This window comes from Micromonospora chersina, from assembly GCF_900091475.1.
Taxonomy (GTDB): Bacteria; Actinomycetota; Actinomycetes; order Mycobacteriales; family Micromonosporaceae; genus Micromonospora; species Micromonospora chersina.
In genome coordinates this window covers 6,158,226-6,174,993 of record NZ_FMIB01000002.1, presented here as the reverse complement: position 1 = coordinate 6,174,993, position 16,768 = coordinate 6,158,226, and the positions used below count along the sequence as shown (strand labels likewise).

At 74.1% G+C, this 16,768-nt stretch carries 16 protein-coding genes; all 16 read right to left on the bottom strand.

The features are described from left to right. Window positions 1-66: 66 nt before the first annotated feature. The gene (locus GA0070603_RS28795) at window positions 67-486 is read right to left on the bottom strand and encodes a TraR/DksA family transcriptional regulator (protein ID WP_091268039.1); all 420 of its coding nucleotides are present in this window, start codon (window positions 484-486) and stop codon (window positions 67-69) included. Window positions 487-708: 222 nt separating this feature from the next. Beyond that, complete coding sequence (locus GA0070603_RS28790; protein ID WP_091320385.1) at window positions 709-2,214, bottom strand: potassium/proton antiporter; 1,506 nt, start codon at window positions 2,212-2,214, stop codon at window positions 709-711. Window positions 2,215-2,236: 22 nt separating this feature from the next. Next, complete coding sequence (locus GA0070603_RS28785; RefSeq protein WP_091320381.1) at window positions 2,237-2,545, bottom strand: DUF167 domain-containing protein; 309 nt, start codon at window positions 2,543-2,545, stop codon at window positions 2,237-2,239. Between the two features lie 2 nt (window positions 2,546-2,547). After that, a complete protein-coding gene (locus tag GA0070603_RS32685; RefSeq protein ID WP_091320378.1) occupies window positions 2,548-3,330 on the bottom strand; it encodes a hypothetical protein in 783 nt (260 codons plus the stop codon). Between the two features lie 74 nt (window positions 3,331-3,404). Then, entirely contained in the window at window positions 3,405-4,211 is an 807-nt protein-coding gene (locus GA0070603_RS28775; protein WP_091320373.1) for a DivIVA domain-containing protein, read from the bottom strand. Window positions 4,212-4,252: 41 nt separating this feature from the next. Beyond that, window positions 4,253-4,558, bottom strand: a complete 306-nt coding sequence (locus GA0070603_RS28770) for a YggT family protein (protein ID WP_091320368.1) — start codon at window positions 4,556-4,558, stop codon at window positions 4,253-4,255. 28 nt (window positions 4,559-4,586) lie between these two features. Beyond that, a complete protein-coding gene (locus GA0070603_RS28765) occupies window positions 4,587-5,282 on the bottom strand; it encodes a cell division protein SepF (RefSeq protein ID WP_091320365.1) in 696 nt (231 codons plus the stop codon). A gap of 194 nt (window positions 5,283-5,476) precedes the next feature. Next, window positions 5,477-6,223 (bottom strand): YggS family pyridoxal phosphate-dependent enzyme, encoded by a 747-nt coding sequence (locus GA0070603_RS28760; protein WP_091320359.1) that lies wholly within the window; start codon window positions 6,221-6,223, stop codon window positions 5,477-5,479. Window positions 6,224-6,232: 9 nt separating this feature from the next. Beyond that, window positions 6,233-7,348: a cell division protein FtsZ gene (ftsZ, locus tag GA0070603_RS28755; protein ID WP_091320356.1), complete on the bottom strand. Its 1,116-nt coding sequence runs from the start codon at window positions 7,346-7,348 to the stop codon at window positions 6,233-6,235. A 238-nt stretch (window positions 7,349-7,586) separates the two neighbouring features. After that, window positions 7,587-8,405 carry a cell division protein FtsQ/DivIB gene (locus GA0070603_RS28750; protein WP_091320353.1) on the bottom strand — a complete coding sequence of 273 codons (819 nt, stop codon included), beginning with the start codon at window positions 8,403-8,405 and terminating at the stop codon, window positions 7,587-7,589. Then, a complete protein-coding gene (gene murC / locus GA0070603_RS28745; RefSeq protein WP_091320350.1) occupies window positions 8,402-9,883 on the bottom strand; it encodes a UDP-N-acetylmuramate--L-alanine ligase in 1,482 nt (493 codons plus the stop codon). The genes GA0070603_RS28750 and murC overlap by 4 nt, the downstream gene beginning before the upstream one ends. A gap of 31 nt (window positions 9,884-9,914) precedes the next feature. Then, on the bottom strand, window positions 9,915-11,021 hold the full coding sequence (gene murG, locus GA0070603_RS28740) for an undecaprenyldiphospho-muramoylpentapeptide beta-N-acetylglucosaminyltransferase (protein WP_091320344.1): 1,107 nt from the start codon (window positions 11,019-11,021) through the stop codon (window positions 9,915-9,917). Further along, on the bottom strand, window positions 11,021-12,427 hold the full coding sequence (locus GA0070603_RS28735; protein ID WP_244282763.1) for an FtsW/RodA/SpoVE family cell cycle protein: 1,407 nt from the start codon (window positions 12,425-12,427) through the stop codon (window positions 11,021-11,023). The genes murG and GA0070603_RS28735 overlap by 1 nt, the downstream gene beginning before the upstream one ends. A 242-nt stretch (window positions 12,428-12,669) precedes the next feature. Beyond that, a complete protein-coding gene (gene mraY, locus GA0070603_RS28730) occupies window positions 12,670-13,794 on the bottom strand; it encodes a phospho-N-acetylmuramoyl-pentapeptide-transferase (RefSeq protein WP_091320337.1) in 1,125 nt (374 codons plus the stop codon). Next, the gene (locus tag GA0070603_RS28725) at window positions 13,791-15,191 is read right to left on the bottom strand and encodes a UDP-N-acetylmuramoyl-tripeptide--D-alanyl-D-alanine ligase (protein ID WP_091320334.1); all 1,401 of its coding nucleotides are present in this window, start codon (window positions 15,189-15,191) and stop codon (window positions 13,791-13,793) included. Before GA0070603_RS28725 ends, mraY begins: the two co-directional genes overlap by 4 nt. Next, on the bottom strand, window positions 15,188-16,750 hold the full coding sequence (locus GA0070603_RS28720) for a UDP-N-acetylmuramoyl-L-alanyl-D-glutamate--2,6-diaminopimelate ligase (RefSeq protein WP_208862960.1): 1,563 nt from the start codon (window positions 16,748-16,750) through the stop codon (window positions 15,188-15,190). Before GA0070603_RS28720 ends, GA0070603_RS28725 begins: the two co-directional genes overlap by 4 nt. Between the last annotated feature and the right edge of the window lie 18 nt (window positions 16,751-16,768).

Below are 16,768 nucleotides of genomic sequence, written 5' to 3'. Positions count from 1 at the left end.
TGCTCCCCATCGACGCTCGCGACGGTGGCGGTCACCGTCTGCCGTACGGCCGCCGGGGAACGGACGTCAGCGCCGCTCCTCCAGCTGCTTGCAGCTCACGCAGAGGGTGGCCGACGGGAAGGCGGCGAGCCGCTCCACCGGGATCGGGTTGCCGCACCGCTCGCACCAGCCGTAGCCACCCTCGTCGAGCCGCTCCAGCGCGCGCTCGACCTGCGTGATCCGCTCCTTGATGCTGTTGGCGAGTGAGATCTCCTGCTCGCGCTCGAACGTCTTGGTGCCCGTGTCGGCCTGGTCGTCCCCGGCCGAGTCGGTCAGCCGGTCGCGCTGCAGCTCGGTGATCTCGCTCAGCGTCTGATCGTACTCGGCGTTGAGCTCGTCCCGCCGTGCCGCCAGGGCGGCCCGGATCTTCTCGGTCTCCGCGGCGCTGCGGGTGGCCTTCGCCACCGGCTTGCGGCCGGCGGTCCTGGTGTCGGCTGGCTTCGCCATCGTCAGCTCCCTCAGCCGCGTGCCGCGGCGGTCAGCGTGCCTGGGCGGGGACGGCCGGCGTCGGCGTCCCCCCTGTACAGAACGGGCGCGCGGCGACAGGGCCGCGCACTCCGGAGGGTGGCAAGAATACGGAACGTACAGGCGTCCGACAACGTGCCGCACCGTCGCACCGCGATTCAGCCCCGAACAGCCACCAATTGGGGCAAAAGGAACGCTAGCAGATCAGGCCGTCCGGTCCTCGCCGTACTCGCCAAACCACCGGGCCAGCCGACCCCGCCGGCTCACCGCCCGCAGCCGCCGCTCCGCCTCGTCCCGCACCTCCGCGGTGGCCACGATGAGCAGGCTGTCCCCGATCTTCAGCCGGGTGTCCGGGCCGGGCACGAAACCCACCCCGTCGCGCAGCACCAGGGTCACCGAGGCGCCCACCGGCAGCCGCAGCTCGTCCACGTGCACCCCGCCCAGCCGGGAGCCCGGCGGCACCTCCAACTGGAGCAGATCGGCCCGCATCCGCTCCAACGGCGCCGTCTCCAGCAGGATCTCCGCCGCCTCGGCCGGCGCGGTCACCCCGAGCCGGCGGGCCGCCGGGGCGAGCGTCCCGGCCTGGAGCAACGTGAAGATCACCACCAGCACGAAGACCGCGTCGAAGAGCCGGTCGGCGCCCGGCACCCGCAGCGAGAGCGGGATGGTGGCCAGCACGATCGGCACCGCCCCGCGCAGCCCGGCCCAGGACAGGAAGAGCTGCTCGCGCACCCGGAACCGGAACGGCAGCGCGGAGACCGCCACCGACAGCGGCCGGGCGAGCAGCAGCAGGGCCAGCCCGGTCACCACGGCCGGCAGCACCGCGGCGGCCAGCCGGCCCGGTGAGACCAGCAGGCCGAGCAGCACGAACAGGCCGATCTGGGCCAGCCAGGCCAGCCCGTCGGCGAAGCCCAGGATGGCCTGCCGGTGCGGCAGCCGGGCGTTGCCGAGCAGGACGCCGGCCACGTAGACCGCCAGGAAGCCCGAGGCGTGCAGCACCGAGCCGGCCGCGTACGCCAGCACCGTGAAGCCGACCACGGCGATCGGGTAGAGGCCGGCGGACGGCAGGGCGGCCCGGCGCAGCGCGTACCGGCCGGCGATCCCGGCGGCCACGCCGACCGCCGCGCCGGCGCCCAGCTCGTAGCCGACCAGGAGCACCTCCTGCCACCACGGCTGGGCGGCCTCCACCCCGGCCCGGGACAGCAGCAGGACCAGGATGACCACCGGGGCGTCGTTGATCCCGGACTCGGCCTCCAGGGTGGCCACGAGGCGGGGCGGCAGGCGCAGCCGGCGCAGGGTGGCGAAGACGGCCGCCGCGTCGGTGGACGAGAGCACCGCGCCGTAGAGCAACGCCAGCCGCCAGTCGAGGCCGAGCAGCAGGTGCACCACCGCGCCGACGACCAGGATGCTGACCGCCACGCCGACCGTGGAGAGCGCGGCGGCCAGGCCGAGCACCGGCCGTAGTGTGCTCCACCGGGCGCTCAGCCCGCCCTCCGCGATGATCACGATGAGCGCGCAGAAGCCGAGCACCCGGGTCAGCTCGACGTCGTCGAAGCGGATGCCCAGGCCGGCCTCGCCGATGGCCACCCCGAGCGCCAGGTAGACCAGGAGACTCGGCACGCCGAGCCGGGTGGAGAAGCGCACCGCACCCACGGCGACGAGCAGGACGCCCGCACCGACCAGGAGCGCGACGTCGAGCCCCGGCGTCATGCGGGGCCGGTCCGGAGGGTCCTCACCCGGCCGATCCGTCGCGCAGGCGCCGGAGCACGTCGGGCAGCCCCGGTGCCGGGTGCTCGACCAGGAAGAGCTTGTCCCGGCTCGCCGCGCCGGCCCGCAGGGAGACCGCCGCCGGCCGGACGCCGAGCGCGTCGGCCAGGGCCCGGCGGGCCGCCTCGGTGGCCCGGCCGTCCACCGCGGGCGCGTTCACGGCGATGACCAGGGCCGGCCCGTGCGGCCCGTCGAACCGGCCGCCGACCCGGGCGCGGGAGGCGCCGGGCTTCACCCGTACGGCGACGGTGAGCGTGTCGTCCATGGTCACCATGATCAGTGCGGCCGGGCCTCGGCGAGCAGGGTGGTGGCCGGTGCGCAGCCGGCACACGGGGTGAAGCCCAGCCCGACCGCCTCGGCGACCGGCAGCGGCTCGTCGACCCGGCCCACCAGGTGGGGACAGCCGGGCAGGTGGAAGCGGGGGTGACCGTCGACCACGCGGACCTCGCCGTCGAGCCGGACCAGCCGGGCGACCTCCCCGGAGGAGAGGAACTCGGCCGGCGGGTCCCCCTCGAACGGGCCGTCCGGCGCCGGCGAGGTGGGCGCCGGGGCGTCGAACGCCGTCGCGGCGCCCGACGGGCCGCGGGGCGCGGGGGGCGAATAGGGCTCGGCCGGTGAGTAGGGCTCAGCCGGCGAGTATGGCCGGGCCGGCGGGGCGAGCGGGTCGATCGAGGGATCGAGTCGGTCGGCCGGCGGGTCGAACCCGGCGGTCGCCGGATCGACCGTGGTTGCCGGTGGGTCGAACGGGTCGGCTGCCGGTGGCTCGGGCGGTTGCCGCCACCCGGGTCCACCGGCGCCGACCGTCGACGAAACGTGCGGGACCGGGGTTTCCGACCCGTCGGGGGACGGGACGGTCGGCGCGGTCCGGCGGCGCGGCCCGGTCTCCCGGCCCGCCGTGGCCCGGGCGGCGGCCGCCTGGCGGGCGAACGCCACGAGGGCGACGGCGGCCAGCAGGCTGGCCGCGATAGAGGTGATCAGCAGCGGGCTGGACCCACCGGCCAGCCCGGCCACCAGGAGCACGACCGCGACGAGGATGAGCAGGATGCTGGCGGCTATCACGGCTCACCCCCGGCCGCGTCGTGTCGGTTCTGCGCGGTCGGTGGCCGCCCCGGGGACGGCCACCGACGGCGGGATCAGCGGCCGGACTCGAGCGAGCCCGCGCGGCCGCCACCGTAGGAGCCGGCGAGGCCGGCGGCGGCGAGGCCGTTGCTGCCGCCCGCGGCACGGTTGCCCTCGGAGCGGGTCATCTCGGCCTCGAGGCCCTGGCCGCGACCGTCGAGGTCACGCAGCTGGCTCTCCAGGTACGCCTTGAGGCGGGTGCGGTACTCGCGCTCGAACTGCTTGAGCTCCTCGATGTGCTTCTGCAGCGCGGTGCGCTTGGCGTCCAGGCCGCCCATGGCCTCCTGGTGCCGCTGGCGGGCGTCCCGCTCCAGGGCGTCGGCCTTGGCGCGGGCCTCGCGGGTGACCTCCTCGGCCTTGGAACGGGCCTCGGAGAGCAGCTGGTCGGCCTCGCGGCGGGCGTCGGAAACGTGGTCGTCGGCGGTGCGCTGGGCCATCATGAGCACCCGCAGCGCCTGCTGCTCGCCGTCGGCGGCGGAGGTCGCCGGGCCACCCTGGGCGCGGACCTGCTCCAGCTCGGCCTGCATCGCCCGGGCCGCCTGCTCGGCGGCCGCCTTGTCGCGCTGCACCCGGTCGAGCTGGGCCTTGACGTCGTTGAGCTCCGCGGCGAGCCGGGCGTCGCCGCCGGGGCCGGAGGGAGCGCCGCCCCGACCGCCGCGCTCCACCTGGGCGCGCAGCTCGTTGTTCTCCTCGATCAGACGGGCAAGCTCGCGCTCGACCTCGTCCAGGAAGGCGTCGACCTCCTCCTCGTCATACCCCCGCTTGCCGATCGGCGGCTTTTTGAAGGCGACGTTGTGGACGTCAGCCGGGGTCAGCGGCATCGAAACTCCTCGGGTCAGTTGCGGCCGCGAAAGCAGTCTGGTCAGGCGAAAGCTCTGATCAGTTGCCCTAACACGAACTCCATCAGCACGAACAGGATAACCAGGAGCACAAGGGAGGCCAGGTCGATGCTCACGGTACCAATTCGCAGCGGTGGGATCACACGCCTCAACGCGCGCAGGGGCGGATCAGTGACGCTCCACACGACTTCCAGTCCCGCCGATGCGCCCCGGCCCGGTTGCCAGCGGCGACCATAGGCCAGAACGGCGCCAAGGACAAATCGGGCCAACAGGATGAGCAGGAAGAAATACAGGAGCAGATAGAGCACCTGGAACAGGATCGACAACACGGCAGGCGACGTCCCTCGGTCGTGCGGGTCAGCTCAGGCTGAAGAAGCCGCCCTCAGCGATCTTGGCCTTGTCCTCCGCGGTGACCTGGACGTTGGCCGGTGAGAGCAGGAACACCCGGTTGGTCACGCGCTCGATCGTACCCCGCAGGCCGAACGCGAGTCCGGCGGCGAAGTCGACAAGCCGGCGGGCGTCCGCCTCGTCCATCTCGGTGAGGTTGATGATCACCGGTACGCCGTCGCGGAAGTGCTCACCGATGGTGCGCGCCTCCCGGTAGGTGGTCGGGTGCAGGGTGGTGATCTGGTAGCGCTGCTCGTCCTCGGGCACCACGGCCCGCTCGCGCGGCTGGGCCTGCGGCGCCAGGGCGAGGTTGTCGCGGGTGTGGTACGTCAGCGCGCCGGAGGTCTCCCCCGCGCCGGAACGGGTGATCGACCGGACGCTGGACCGCTCGGTCCGCTCCGGCCGCTCCACCTCGGCCCGGTCGGTCTCGACGGCGCGGCTCGACGCGCGCTCGCTCAGCCGGCCACGGTCGCCGACCCGGCCACGGGTCGCCGGCGGCTCCTCGGACTCGTCGTCCTCGTCGTCGGCGAACTCCTCCGAGTAGCGGCTCGACCGGTAGCGCGACTCGCGGTAGCCACCCTTGTCGTAGCCACCGTCCTCGTACGCCCGCTCATCGTCCTCCTCGACGAGACCGAGCCAGACCCCCGCCTTGCGCAGTGCACCCATCCCCGCGCCCTTCCGTCCGCCGTGCGGCACGCGCCCCCGTGCCGTGTCGCTTGATCACGAGTGGACAACGATGCCCACCGGACCGGATCGGCAATCCCCCGGCGAGCGATTCGCGGTCCGCTCGCCACGGCCCCCGGCTACGGGAACGCCGTTCCTGAACAACACTGATGTAATTTGCTTCTTTCGCGGTCAGGCTACCGCAGCGTGGAGCGCATTCCGAGCAACGCGCTGCCGACGCGGACATGTGTCGCGCCGTATTCGATCGCGATTTCCAGATCGCCGCTCATACCCGCCGAGAGCACCGTGGCCTCGGGATGGTCGACGCGGAATCGCGCCACCACCTCGGCCAGGCGGGCGAACGCCCGGTCCGGCTCCCAGCCCAGCGGGGCGACCGCCATGAGGCCGGCGAGCCGTAACCCGTCGGCGCCGGCCACCGCCGCGGCCACCGCGCCGAGCCCCCGGTCCGGGTCGGCCGCGTCCGGCAGCGCACCGCCCCGGGCCGGGTCGCCGTCGACGCTCACCTGCACCAGCACGTCCAGCGGCCGGTCCCGGGCGGCGGCCGCGGCGCCGTCCAGGGCCGCGGCCAGCCGCACGCTGTCGACCGACTGGACCACGTCGGCATAGCGGACCACCGAACGGGCCTTGTTGCGCTGCAGCTGGCCGATGAAGTGCCAGCGCGGCGTGGCGCCGGCGGCGGCCGCCTCGGCGGCCTTCGGGGCCGCCTCCTGGTCGCGGTTCTCGCCCACGTCGGTCACCCCGAGCCCGGCCAGCGCGACGACGTCGGCGGCCGGGTACGTCTTGGTGACCGCGACCAGGGTGACCTCGCCCCGGTCCCGGCCGGCCGCCGCGCAGGCGTCGGCGATGCGGGCCCGGACCCGGGCGAGGCCGGCCGCGAGCTCGGCGCGACGGTCGGGTCGCACCGTGGTGGGTGAATCGGTCATCGGCGCGGCTCAGGACCCGTTCTTGAGGAAGTCCGGCACGTCGACGTCGTCGAAGAGCACCCGCCGCGGCGACTGCTGCGGGGCCGGCATGGTGGCCGGCGGGCTGACCGGAGCGTTCGCCTGGGTCGGCGGGTTCTGGTTGGTCTTGCGGGCCGGCTCGACCGCCTTGTACGCCGGCGCGCCCCCGTCGAAGCCCGCCGCGATCACGGTCACCCGCACCTCGTCGCCGAGCGCGTCGTCGATGACCGCGCCGAAGATGATGTTGGCGTCCGGGTGGGCCGCGTCGGTGACCAGCTGGGCGGCGTCGTTGATCTCGAACAGGCCCAGGTCGGAGCCGCCGGCGATGGAGAGCAGCACGCCCCGCGCGCCGTCCATGCTCTGCTCCAGCAGCGGGCTGGAGATGGCCGCCTCGGCCGCCTCGACGGCGCGGTTCTCGCCGCGGGCGCTGCCGATGCCCATGAGCGCGCTGCCGGCGCCGCTCATGACGCTCTTCACGTCGGCGAAGTCGAGGTTGATCAGACCCGGCGTGGTGATCAGGTCGGTGATGCCCTGGACACCGGAGAGGAGCACCTGGTCCGCGGTGCGGAAGGCGTCCATCATGGAGATGTTCCGGTCGCCGAGCGCGAGCAGCCGGTCGTTCGGGATCACGATGAGCGTGTCGCACTGGTTGCGCAGCTCCTCGATGCCCGCCTCGGCCTGCACCTGGCGGCGCTTGCCCTCGAAGGAGAACGGCCGGGTGACCACGCCGATGGTGAGCGCGCCGAGCTTGCGGGCGATGTTCGCCACCACCGGCGCGCCGCCGGTGCCGGTGCCGCCGCCCTCGCCACAGGTCACGAAGACCATGTCGGCGCCCTTGAGCACCTCCTCGATCTCGTCCCGGTGGTCCTCGGCGGCGTTCTTGCCGACGTCCGGATTGGCACCGGCGCCCAGCCCGCGGGTCAGCTCCCGGCCGACATCGAGCTTGACGTCGGCGTCGCTCATCAGCAGCGCCTGCGCATCGGTGTTGATCGCGATGAACTCGACGCCCTTGAGCCCAACCTCGATCATCCGGTTGACGGCGTTCACGCCACCGCCACCGATGCCGACGACCTTGATGACCGCCAGGTAGTTGTGCGGAGGTGTCATCTCCGGTCCTTTCCCTTCGAGATTGGCATGGGCCGACCCCACACGGCTTGGCCAGACCAGCGGCGGAGCATTTCCCAGCGATTCCGACGGCTGAAACCCTCACCCTCTACTAGAGGCTTAGAGCTATGTCAACCACTGATCTCTTCGGGGCAACGTATGCGCCGCCGCGCGCTGAGCCAAGGACCTTTCCGGCGTGTCGCGGGCGGAGCGGGCGGGCTCACGTCCGTTGACCGGCGGATCACCGGAGGGTGACCACGTCCGGGGCGCTGACGTCGATCGTGTCGGCCTTCCGACCGAGCAGGGCGGTGGCCACCGTGGACTTGTCCGCGCTGCGGGTCGCGTCGCCCCAGACCACCTTCCGGTCGCCGCGCAGCAGCAGGGTGATCCGGGCCAGCCCGGCCACGTCCACGGCGACCATTTCGGCGCGCAGCTTCGGGCTGAGCGCGGCCAGCACGTCCAGCCCGGCGCGGGTGCCCGGATCGTCGGGGGCCGGCCTGCCGACCTGGATGACCGGCAGCCCGCCGGGGGCCTGGTCGAGGTTCCGGAAGACCACACCCGCGCGGTCGACGACCACCCACCGGTCGCCCTGCGGCACCGCGGCCACCGGCGTCCGCTCCACCACCCGGATCACCAGGGCGCCCGGCCAGTCCCGCTCCACCGTGGCCCGCTCCACCGGAGCGAGCAGGCCGACCCGGCGGGCGGTCGCGGCCAGGTCCACCCGGGCCAGTGGAGCCTCGTCGGGCACGGCCGCGGCGTCGCGTACCTCGACCGGGGTGACCAGCTCGGCGCCGACCACCCGCACCTCCCGCACGCCGAACAGGCCGGTGCCCAGCACGGTCCAGGCGACCAGCCCGGCGACGGCCAGCACGGCGACGGTGACCGCCCAGGGCAGGGCCGCGCGCATCCGCCGCTGCCGGGCCCGGGCCATGAAGCGCCGGGTGGACGGGGGTACGGCGTCCGCGCCGGCCCGGACCAGCTGCCACCGCCGGGCCGGGTTGCGCCGGCCGGCCCCGCCGTCCTGGCCGGGGGTGCGGCCGCGGGCCGGGCCGGGGCTCATCCGGCCGTGGCCGCCGCGCCGTCCGGGTCGACGCCGGTGCCGATCGCCGCGGCGTCGCCGGACCGGGCCAGCAGGGCGTCGAGCAGCTGGTCGCCCATGAGCGAGATCGGCGGCGCGCCCATGGTCACCACCACGTCGCCGGGGCGGGCCCGGCGGGCCACCTCGGCCGGCACGTCGTCCCACGCCTCGACGAAGACCTTCCGGTCCGCCGGCAGCGGCACCACCGACAGCAGCGCGGCCGAGCCCTCGCCGGGCTGGCGCAGCTCGCCGGGGCCGAAGACCTCCAGCAGCACCAGCTCGTCGGCGATGCCGAGCGCGGCGGCGATCTCCGCCTGGAGGTCGCGGGTGCGGTAGAGGCGGTAGGGCTGGAAGACCACGATGAGCCGGCCCTCGCCGGCCACCTCGCGCAGCGTCTGGAGGGCCAGCGTCATCGAGGTCGGGTGGTAGGCGTACTCGTCGTAGACCAGCACGCCGTCCGCCACGCCCTTGCGCTCGAAGCGCCGCCGCACGCCGGGGAACGCGCCGAGCGCGGCCTCCGCCGCCGCGACGGGCAGCCCCAGCAGGTACGCGGCGAGCACCGCGGAGGCGCTGTTCAGCCCCATGTGCCGGCCCGGCACCGGGAGCCGGATCTCGCCCAGCGACCGGCCCTCGATCTCGGCCAGGTAGCGCACCCCCTGCGCGGAGGAGGCCATCCCGCTGAGCTTCAGGTCGGCGTCGGCGGACTCGCCGTACGTCCACACCCGGCGCCCCTCGGCCCGCAGCGTCTCGGCCAGCCGCCGGCCACCCGGGTCGTCGGCGCAGGTGATGATGAAGCCCTCGGGGTCGGTGAGCCGGGCGAACTCGGCGAAGGTCGCCTCCAGGTTCGCCAGGTCGCCGTACGTGTTGAGGTGGTCCGCCTCGATGTTCGTGATGATCGACACGTACGGGCGGTAGATGAGGAACGAGCGGTCGCTCTCGTCCGCCTCGACCACGAAGTGCTCGCCGGTGCCGTGGTGCGCCCCGGAGCCCACCTCGGAGATCTCGCCGCCGATCACGAAGGACGGGTCGGCGCCGGCCTGCTGGAGCACCATGGTGACCATCGACGTGGTGGTGGTCTTGCCGTGGGTGCCGGCGACCGCCACGGTCCGGCGGCCGGTCATCGCCGCGGCGAGGGCCTCGGAGCGGTGCAGCACCCGCAGGCCGCGCCGGCGCGCCTCGACCATCTCCAGGTGGTCCTGCGGGATGGCGGAGGAGTAGACGACCGTGTCCACCCCGTCGAGGTTGCTCGCCTCGTGGCTCATGTGGATGGTGCCGCCGAGCGCCCGCAGGCCGGCCAGCGAGGGCCACTCCCGCAGCTCGCTGCCGGAGACCGGCAGGCCCCGGGTGAGGAAGAGCCGGGCCAGGCCGCTCATGCCGACCCCGCCCACCCCGATCAGATGGATCCGGCCCAGGTCCTCCGCGGTCATCGTGCCGGCGGGGGTGAACTGCGCGGTGTTCATGCGACGTACCTTCCGGTCGCGGCGGCCCGCATCAGCGGGACACCGCCTCGTAGACGAAGTTCAGCAGGGCGACGTCGCCGTCGCGCCGGCCGTACGCGGCCGCGGCCGCGCCCATCGCGGCGAGCCGCTGCGGGTCCCGGATCAGCGGGATCACCGTGCGCTCCACCCAGGCCGGGGTCACCTCGGCGTCGTCGACGAGCAGCCCGCCGCCGGCCTCCACCACGGGCAGCGCGTTGCGCTTCTGCTCCTGATTGCTGTGCGGGTAGGGCACGTAGACGGTGGGCAGGCCGATGGCGGCCACCTCGGCGCAGGTCATCGCGCCGCCGCGGCCCAGCATCAGGTCGGCGGCCGCGTAGCCCAGCTCCATCTCGGACAGGTAGGGCACTGTCACGTACGGCACCGGCAGGTCGGTGGGGACGGACACCGGCTCGTTGCGGGCGCCGATCACGTGCAGCACCTGCACGCCGTTGCGGGCCAGTTCCTTGGCCGCCCCGGAGACCGCCAGGTTGATCGAGCGGGCGCCCTGCGAGCCGCCGGCCACGAACAGCACCGGCAGGTCGGGACGGAGTCCGAAGTGGGCCCGCGCGGCGTTGCGCACGGCGGCCCGGTCCAGCCCGGCGATGCCCCGGCGCAGCGGCACGCCGACCACCCGGGCGTCGCGCAGCGACTCGGCCTGCGCCGGCTGGTGCGGGAAGCCGACCGCGACGTTCTTGGTGAACTTCATGCCGAGCCGGTTGGCCACGCCCGGCGGCACGTTCACCTCGTGGATGACGATGGGCAGCTCCCGCCGCCACGCGGCCAGGTAGCCCGGGACCGAGACGTACCCGCCGAAGCCGATCACGACGTCGGCCCGGACCTCGTCGAGGATCTTGCCGGCCGCGCGGGCCGCCTTCCACATCCGGTCCGGGGTGCGGACCAGGCTCATGTTGACCGAGCGGGGCAGCTGGTACGCCGGGATCTGGCGCAGGTCGTAGCCGGCCGGCGGGATCAGCTCGTTCTCCAGCCCCTTGGGTGTGCCGAGGCAGGTGATCCGGACGCTCGGGTCGTGTCGGCGCAGGCAGTCGGCGAAGGCGAGCAGCGGGTAGATGTGCCCACCCGTACCGCCCCCGCAGAGCACCACCGAACGCAGCGGACCCATCAGCGTCTCCTCTCGCTCGCCGTGCCGGCGCGCGCCCGGTCGGACCGGACGCCGCGGGCCGCGGCCTGGTCGTCCTGCCGCCGCGAACGGGACCGGGGCACGGACCCTCGGTCCGCCGGTGGCGACGCCGGTCGGCGGCGCCGGCCGGGAAGCGGCGGCAACGGGGCCCACACTAGTCGGACCCACCGGGCCGGCGGACGGGCATGCAGGGCTCGGGCCGCGTCCGGCTCGGCGCGCGCGAAGGAGGCGAGCATCCCGACCGCGGCCAGGGTCACCACCAGGGCGCTGCCGCCGTCGGAGATGAACGGCAGGGGTACGCCGGTCAGCGGCAGCAGCCCGGTGACCCCGCCGACGTTGATCACGGCCTGGCCGACCAGCCAGGCGGTCACCCCGGCGGCGGCGAGCCGGCGGAACGGGTCCTCCACCCGGCGGGCGATCCGCAGCCCGGTGTAGGCCAGCACCGCGAAGAGCACGAGCACCACCGTGCAGCCGACCACCCCCAGCTCCTCGGCGATCACCGCGAAGATGAAGTCGTTGTGCGCCTCGGGCAGCCAGCCGAACTTGGCGCTGCCCTTGCCCAGCCCGACGCCGAACCAGCCGCCGTGCTCGATCGCGTTGCGGGCCTGCACGAGCTGGTAGCAGCCGGTCTCGGCACAGCCGGACGGGTCGGACTGGTGGAGCCAGGCGCTGAACCGGCCGAGCCGGTAGTTGTCGGCGCCCCGCTCTCCCGAGCCGGCGCCCAGGGAGGCCGCGGCGACCAGCAGGCCCACGCCGAGCAGCCCCACGGCGGTGAGCGCGGCGAAGACCTGCAGCCGCACCCCGGCCGCCCAGAGCAGGCCGACCACCAGAGCCAGCAGGCAGAGCATGCTGCCCAGGTCGTTGTAGCCGACTAGCACGAAGAGCAGGCCGACCACCGGGAACAGCGGGGTGGCCAACTCCTTCCACCAGCCGAGCGCGGCGCCCTTGCGGGCGAGCACGTGCGCCCCCCACAGCACCAGCGCGAACTTGGCCACCTCGACGGGCTGCACCGAGATCGGGCCGAGGAAGAGCCAGAGCAGCTCGGCCCTGAGCGGGCCGATCGCCTTCACCCGGAACAGTGCCTCCAGCGCGACCAGCAGGTTGAGCAGGAGCAGCAGCACGACCGCGAGGCCGAGCGCCGGACGGCTGCCGGCCCGGAACGTCTTCGCGGGCAGGCGCTGGCAGGCCCAGAACGCCACGACGCCGATCACCGCGAAGATCGTCTGCTTGGCCAGGGACGCCGTGGCGTTCCCCTCCTCGGCGTAGTCCTTCACGCTGGTCGCCGAGAAGACCATGGTCAGGCCGATCAGCAGCAGCAGGCCGGCGCTGGAGAGCAGCAGGTAGTAGGAGGCCAGCGGCCGGGCCAGCAGGCCGCGCAGCGCGGCCAGCCCGCCGGCCGCGTCCAGCCCGAGCAGCGGCCCCGGCGGGTCGGCCGGGCGGCTCGCGGCGGGCGGACGTCTGGCCTGCGTGTCGGTCGTGCCCTCGGTGTCTCTTCCCTCCCCCACCCGCCCATCATGGCGGCTCGACCCGCCCGCCCGTGGCGCAACCGCCCGGTCGGCGTGTCGGAACGCGAAACGGCGGGACCCCTGGTAACACCGGGGGGTCCCGCCGTGACACAGCGGCAGCGGGGTCAGCTCACCGCGGCGAGGAACTCGCTGTAGAACAGGCCCAGCGCGATGGCCACACCGATGCCGGCGATGATCCAGAACCGGACCACGATGTTGACCTCGCTCCAGCCGGCCAGCTCGAAGTGGTGCTGGAGCGGCGACATCCGGAACACCCGCTTGCCGGTGGTCCGGAACGAGATGATCTGGATCACGACGGACATCGTGATGATCACGAAGAGGCCGCCGATGATCGGCAGCAGCAGGATGGTCCGGGTGGACATCGCCATGCCGGCGATCAGGCCGCCCAGGCCCAGCGCGCCGGTGTCGCCCATGAAGATCCGGGCCGGCGAGGTGTTCCACCAGAGGAAGCCGACGCAGGCCCCGGCCGCCGCGCCGGCGATCAGCGCGATCTCCAGGGGGTCCCGGACCGAGTAGCAGTACGCCTCGGTGTAGTTCGGGTCGGCGCACCAGTGCCGGTACTGCCAGAACGCGATGAGCGCGTAGGCGGCGAGCACCATCACCGAGGCGCCGGTGGCCAGGCCGTCCAGGCCGTCGGTGAGGTTCACCCCGTTGGTCGCCGCCATCACCACCAGGATGATGACGATCACCGCGCCGACCTTGCCGATCTCCAGCGCCGGGATGTCCCGGATGAAGCTCAGCATGGTGCTGCCGACGGTCTCGGTGTTCGTCGCGTTGCCGCTCACGTCGGTCATGCTGCTCGGGAAGTAGAGCGCCACGATCCCGAAGATCGCGCCGACCACGATCTGGCCCGCGAGCTTCCCGCGCTTGTTCAGGCCGCCGCTGTGCCGCTTGCGGACCTTCAGGAAGTCGTCGATGAAGCCCACCGCGCCGGAGAACACCATCAGCCCCAGCAGCACCAGCGCCGTGATGGTCGGCTCGACCTGGGCGATCTGCGCGTCCGGCAGGGTGGTCAGGGCCAGGTGGCCGGCGACGTACGCGATCACCGTGGCCAGGATGAAGACCACGCCGCCCATCGTCGGCGTGCCCTTCTTGCCCTGGTGCATGGCCGGGCCCTCGGCCCGGATCGGCTGGCCGGCCTTGAGCCGGGTGAACACCTTGATCGCGATCGGGGTGCAGAAGAGCGAGACCAGGAAGGCGACCCCGATGGCGACGATCACCGCCCTCATGCGGCCGAATCCTCCCCGGAGGCGTCCGCGCGCAGCGCGTCCGCCACCTCCCAGGTGCGGTACCGGGAGCCCTTCACCAGCACCACGTCTCCCGGACGTAGCTCGCTCCGCAGCACCTCGACGGCCGCCGCCTGATCGGTGAGCAGCACCGACTCTCCTCCCCAGTTGCCTACCGCTGTCGCGCCTTCGTGGATCGGCGCCGCCGGCTCGCCCACCACGAGCAGCCGGTCGATCCCCAGTTCGGCCGCGAGCCGGCCGACCTGCTGGTGCCCCTCCCGTTCGAAGTCGCCCAACTCGGCCATGTAGCCGAGCACCGCGACGGTACGCCCCGTCCCCCGCATGCTGGCCAGCGCCCGCAGCGCCACGCCGGTGGAGGCCGGATTGGCGTTGTACGAGTCGTCGATCACGGTCACCCCGTCGGGGCGTTCGAACACGTCCATGCGGCGGGTGGAGACCAGGCCCAGCTCTCCCAGGGCGACCGCCAGGTCGGCCAACGGCAGCCCCAGCTCCCGGGCGACCGCCGCGGCGGCCAGCGAGTTGGACACCTGGTGCCGCCCGGTCAGCCCGAGCCGCACCGGCGCGCTGCCCTCCGGCGTGACGAGGGTGTACGACGGCCGGCCCCGCCCGTCCACCGTCACGTCCACCGCGCGCACGTCGGCGCGCTCGGACTCGCCGTAGCGGACCACCCGGGCCTCGGTGCGCGACGCCATGGCGTCGACCCGCGGGTCGTCGGCGTTGAGCACGGCCAGGCCGTCGGCGGGCAGCGCCTCGACCAGCTCGCCCTTGGCCAGCGCGATGGTCTCCACCGAGCCGAACTCGCCGAGGTGCGCCACCCCGACGTTGAGCACCACGGAGATCCGCGGCGGCACCACGTCGCAGAGGTAGCGGATGTGGCCCACCCCGCGGGCGCCCTTCTCCATCACGAGGTAGCGGGTCTCCGGGCCGGCCTGCAACGCCGTGTACGGGTGCCCCAGCTCGTTGTTGAACGAGCCGGGCGGCGCCACGGTCGGGCCGAGCCGGACGGCGAGCTGGGCGATGAGGTCCTTGGTGGTGGTCTTGCCGGAGGAGCCGGTCAGCCCGATCACGGTCAGCCCGGGCAGCCGGTCGACCACGGCGCGGGCCAGCCGGCCCATCGCGTCGAGCGCGTCGCCGACCAGCACCATCGGCACGCCGGGCACCTCGCGGGTGCCGAGCACCGCCACCGCGCCGGCATCGACGGCGCCGGCCGCGTAGTCGTGCCCGTCCACCTTCTCGCCGGGGAAGGCGACGAAGAGGCCGCCGGGGGTGACCTTGCGGGAGTCGAACTCCACCGAGCCGGTCACCCGGGCATCCGGGTCGGCGGCGACCAGCCGGCCGTCGACAGCGGCGGCCACCTCGGCCAGGGTCAGCGGGATCATCGCTGCCCCACCAGGTCGCCGAAGCGGGCGCGCAGCGCCTCCGCCAGCTCCACCCGGTCGTCGAACGGCAGCACCTCGCCGTTGACCTCCTGGCCGCGTTCCTGCCCCTTGCCCAGCAGCGCCACGATGTCCCCCGGTTCGGCCACCCGGACCGCCTCCTCGATCGCGGCCCGCCGGCCGGGCGCCTCGATGATCCGCGCGCCGGCGCCCGCCGCGTACGCGCCGGCCAGCACCTCGGCCCGGATCGCTGCCGGGTCCTCGGTGCGCGGGTTGTCGTCGGTCACCAGCACGACGTCGGCGCCCTGGGCGGCGGCGGCGCCCATCACCGGCCGCTTGCCCCGGTCCCGGTCGCCACCGGCGCCCAGCACGCAGATGAGCCGGCCGTCGGTCAGGTCCCGCAGCGCCACGAGGACCGCCTCGATGGCGTTCGCCTTGTGCGCGTAGTCGACCACCCCGCGCACCGGGGCGTCGCCGCTGACCAGTTCCAGCCGGCCGGGCACCCCGCCGCAGGCGGCCACCCCACGGGCCGCGGTGGCCGGGTCGACCCCGGCGGCCACCAGGGTGGCGACGGCCAGCAGCGCGTTGGCCACGTTGTGCCGGCCGGGCAGGGCCACCCCGGTGGGCAGGCTCACCCCGGCCGGGCCGTGGACGGTGAAGCGCTGCGCGTAGCCCTCGCCGCCGACGCCGTCGGCCCACCAGGTGGCGGTCGGGTCGCCGGCCGCCGAGTAGGTCACGGTCGCCGGCTTGCGCAGCGGCAGCAGCGCCGGGTCGTCGTGGTTGAGCACCTCGACCCGGCAGCGCCCGTCGAAGAGCTTCGCCTTGGCGGCGAAGTAGTCCGCCTCGTCCGCGTGGAAGTCCAGGTGGTCGGAGCCGAAGTTGGTGTAGCCGCCGACGTCGAACCGGACCCCGCCGACCCGGCCCATGGCCAGGGCGTGGCTGGACACCTCCATGACCACGGTGTCGACCCCGCGCTCACGGGCCACCGCCAGCATGGCGTGCAGGTCGGTCGCCTCGGGGGTGGTCCGGACGCTGTCGATCACGAGGTCGCCGAGCCGGGTCTCCACCGTGCCGATGAGGCCCGTGGTGTGCCCGGCGGCGCGCAGCCCGGACTCGATGAGGTAGCTGGTGGACGTCTTGCCGGCCGTGCCGGTCACGCCGATCATGGTCAGCCCGGCGGTCGGGTCGCCGTAGACCGTGGCGGCGACCTCGCCGAGCACCGCCCGGGGGTCGTCGACCACCAGCACGGGCAGGCCCGCGTCGGCGGCCAGCGCGACGCCGGCCGGGTCGGTCAGCAGGGCCACGGCGCCCGCTCCGGCGGCCGCGGCGGCGAACTCCGCGCCGTGCCGGCGGGCACCGGGCAGGGCGGCGTACAGGTCGCCGGGGCGGACCTCCTGGCTGGCGTGGGTCACCCCGGTGACGGCCACCTCGGCGGCGCCCTCCGGCGGCGCGACGGCGAGCCGGGCGGCGAGGTCGCCGAGCCGGACGGGATTCACGGTGGCGGGACGTGGATTGCCGGGCACGGCGTCAGACCCTACCCGGTCGTCCGGTTCCGACCGCACAGCCGCCCCGGTGGTTCG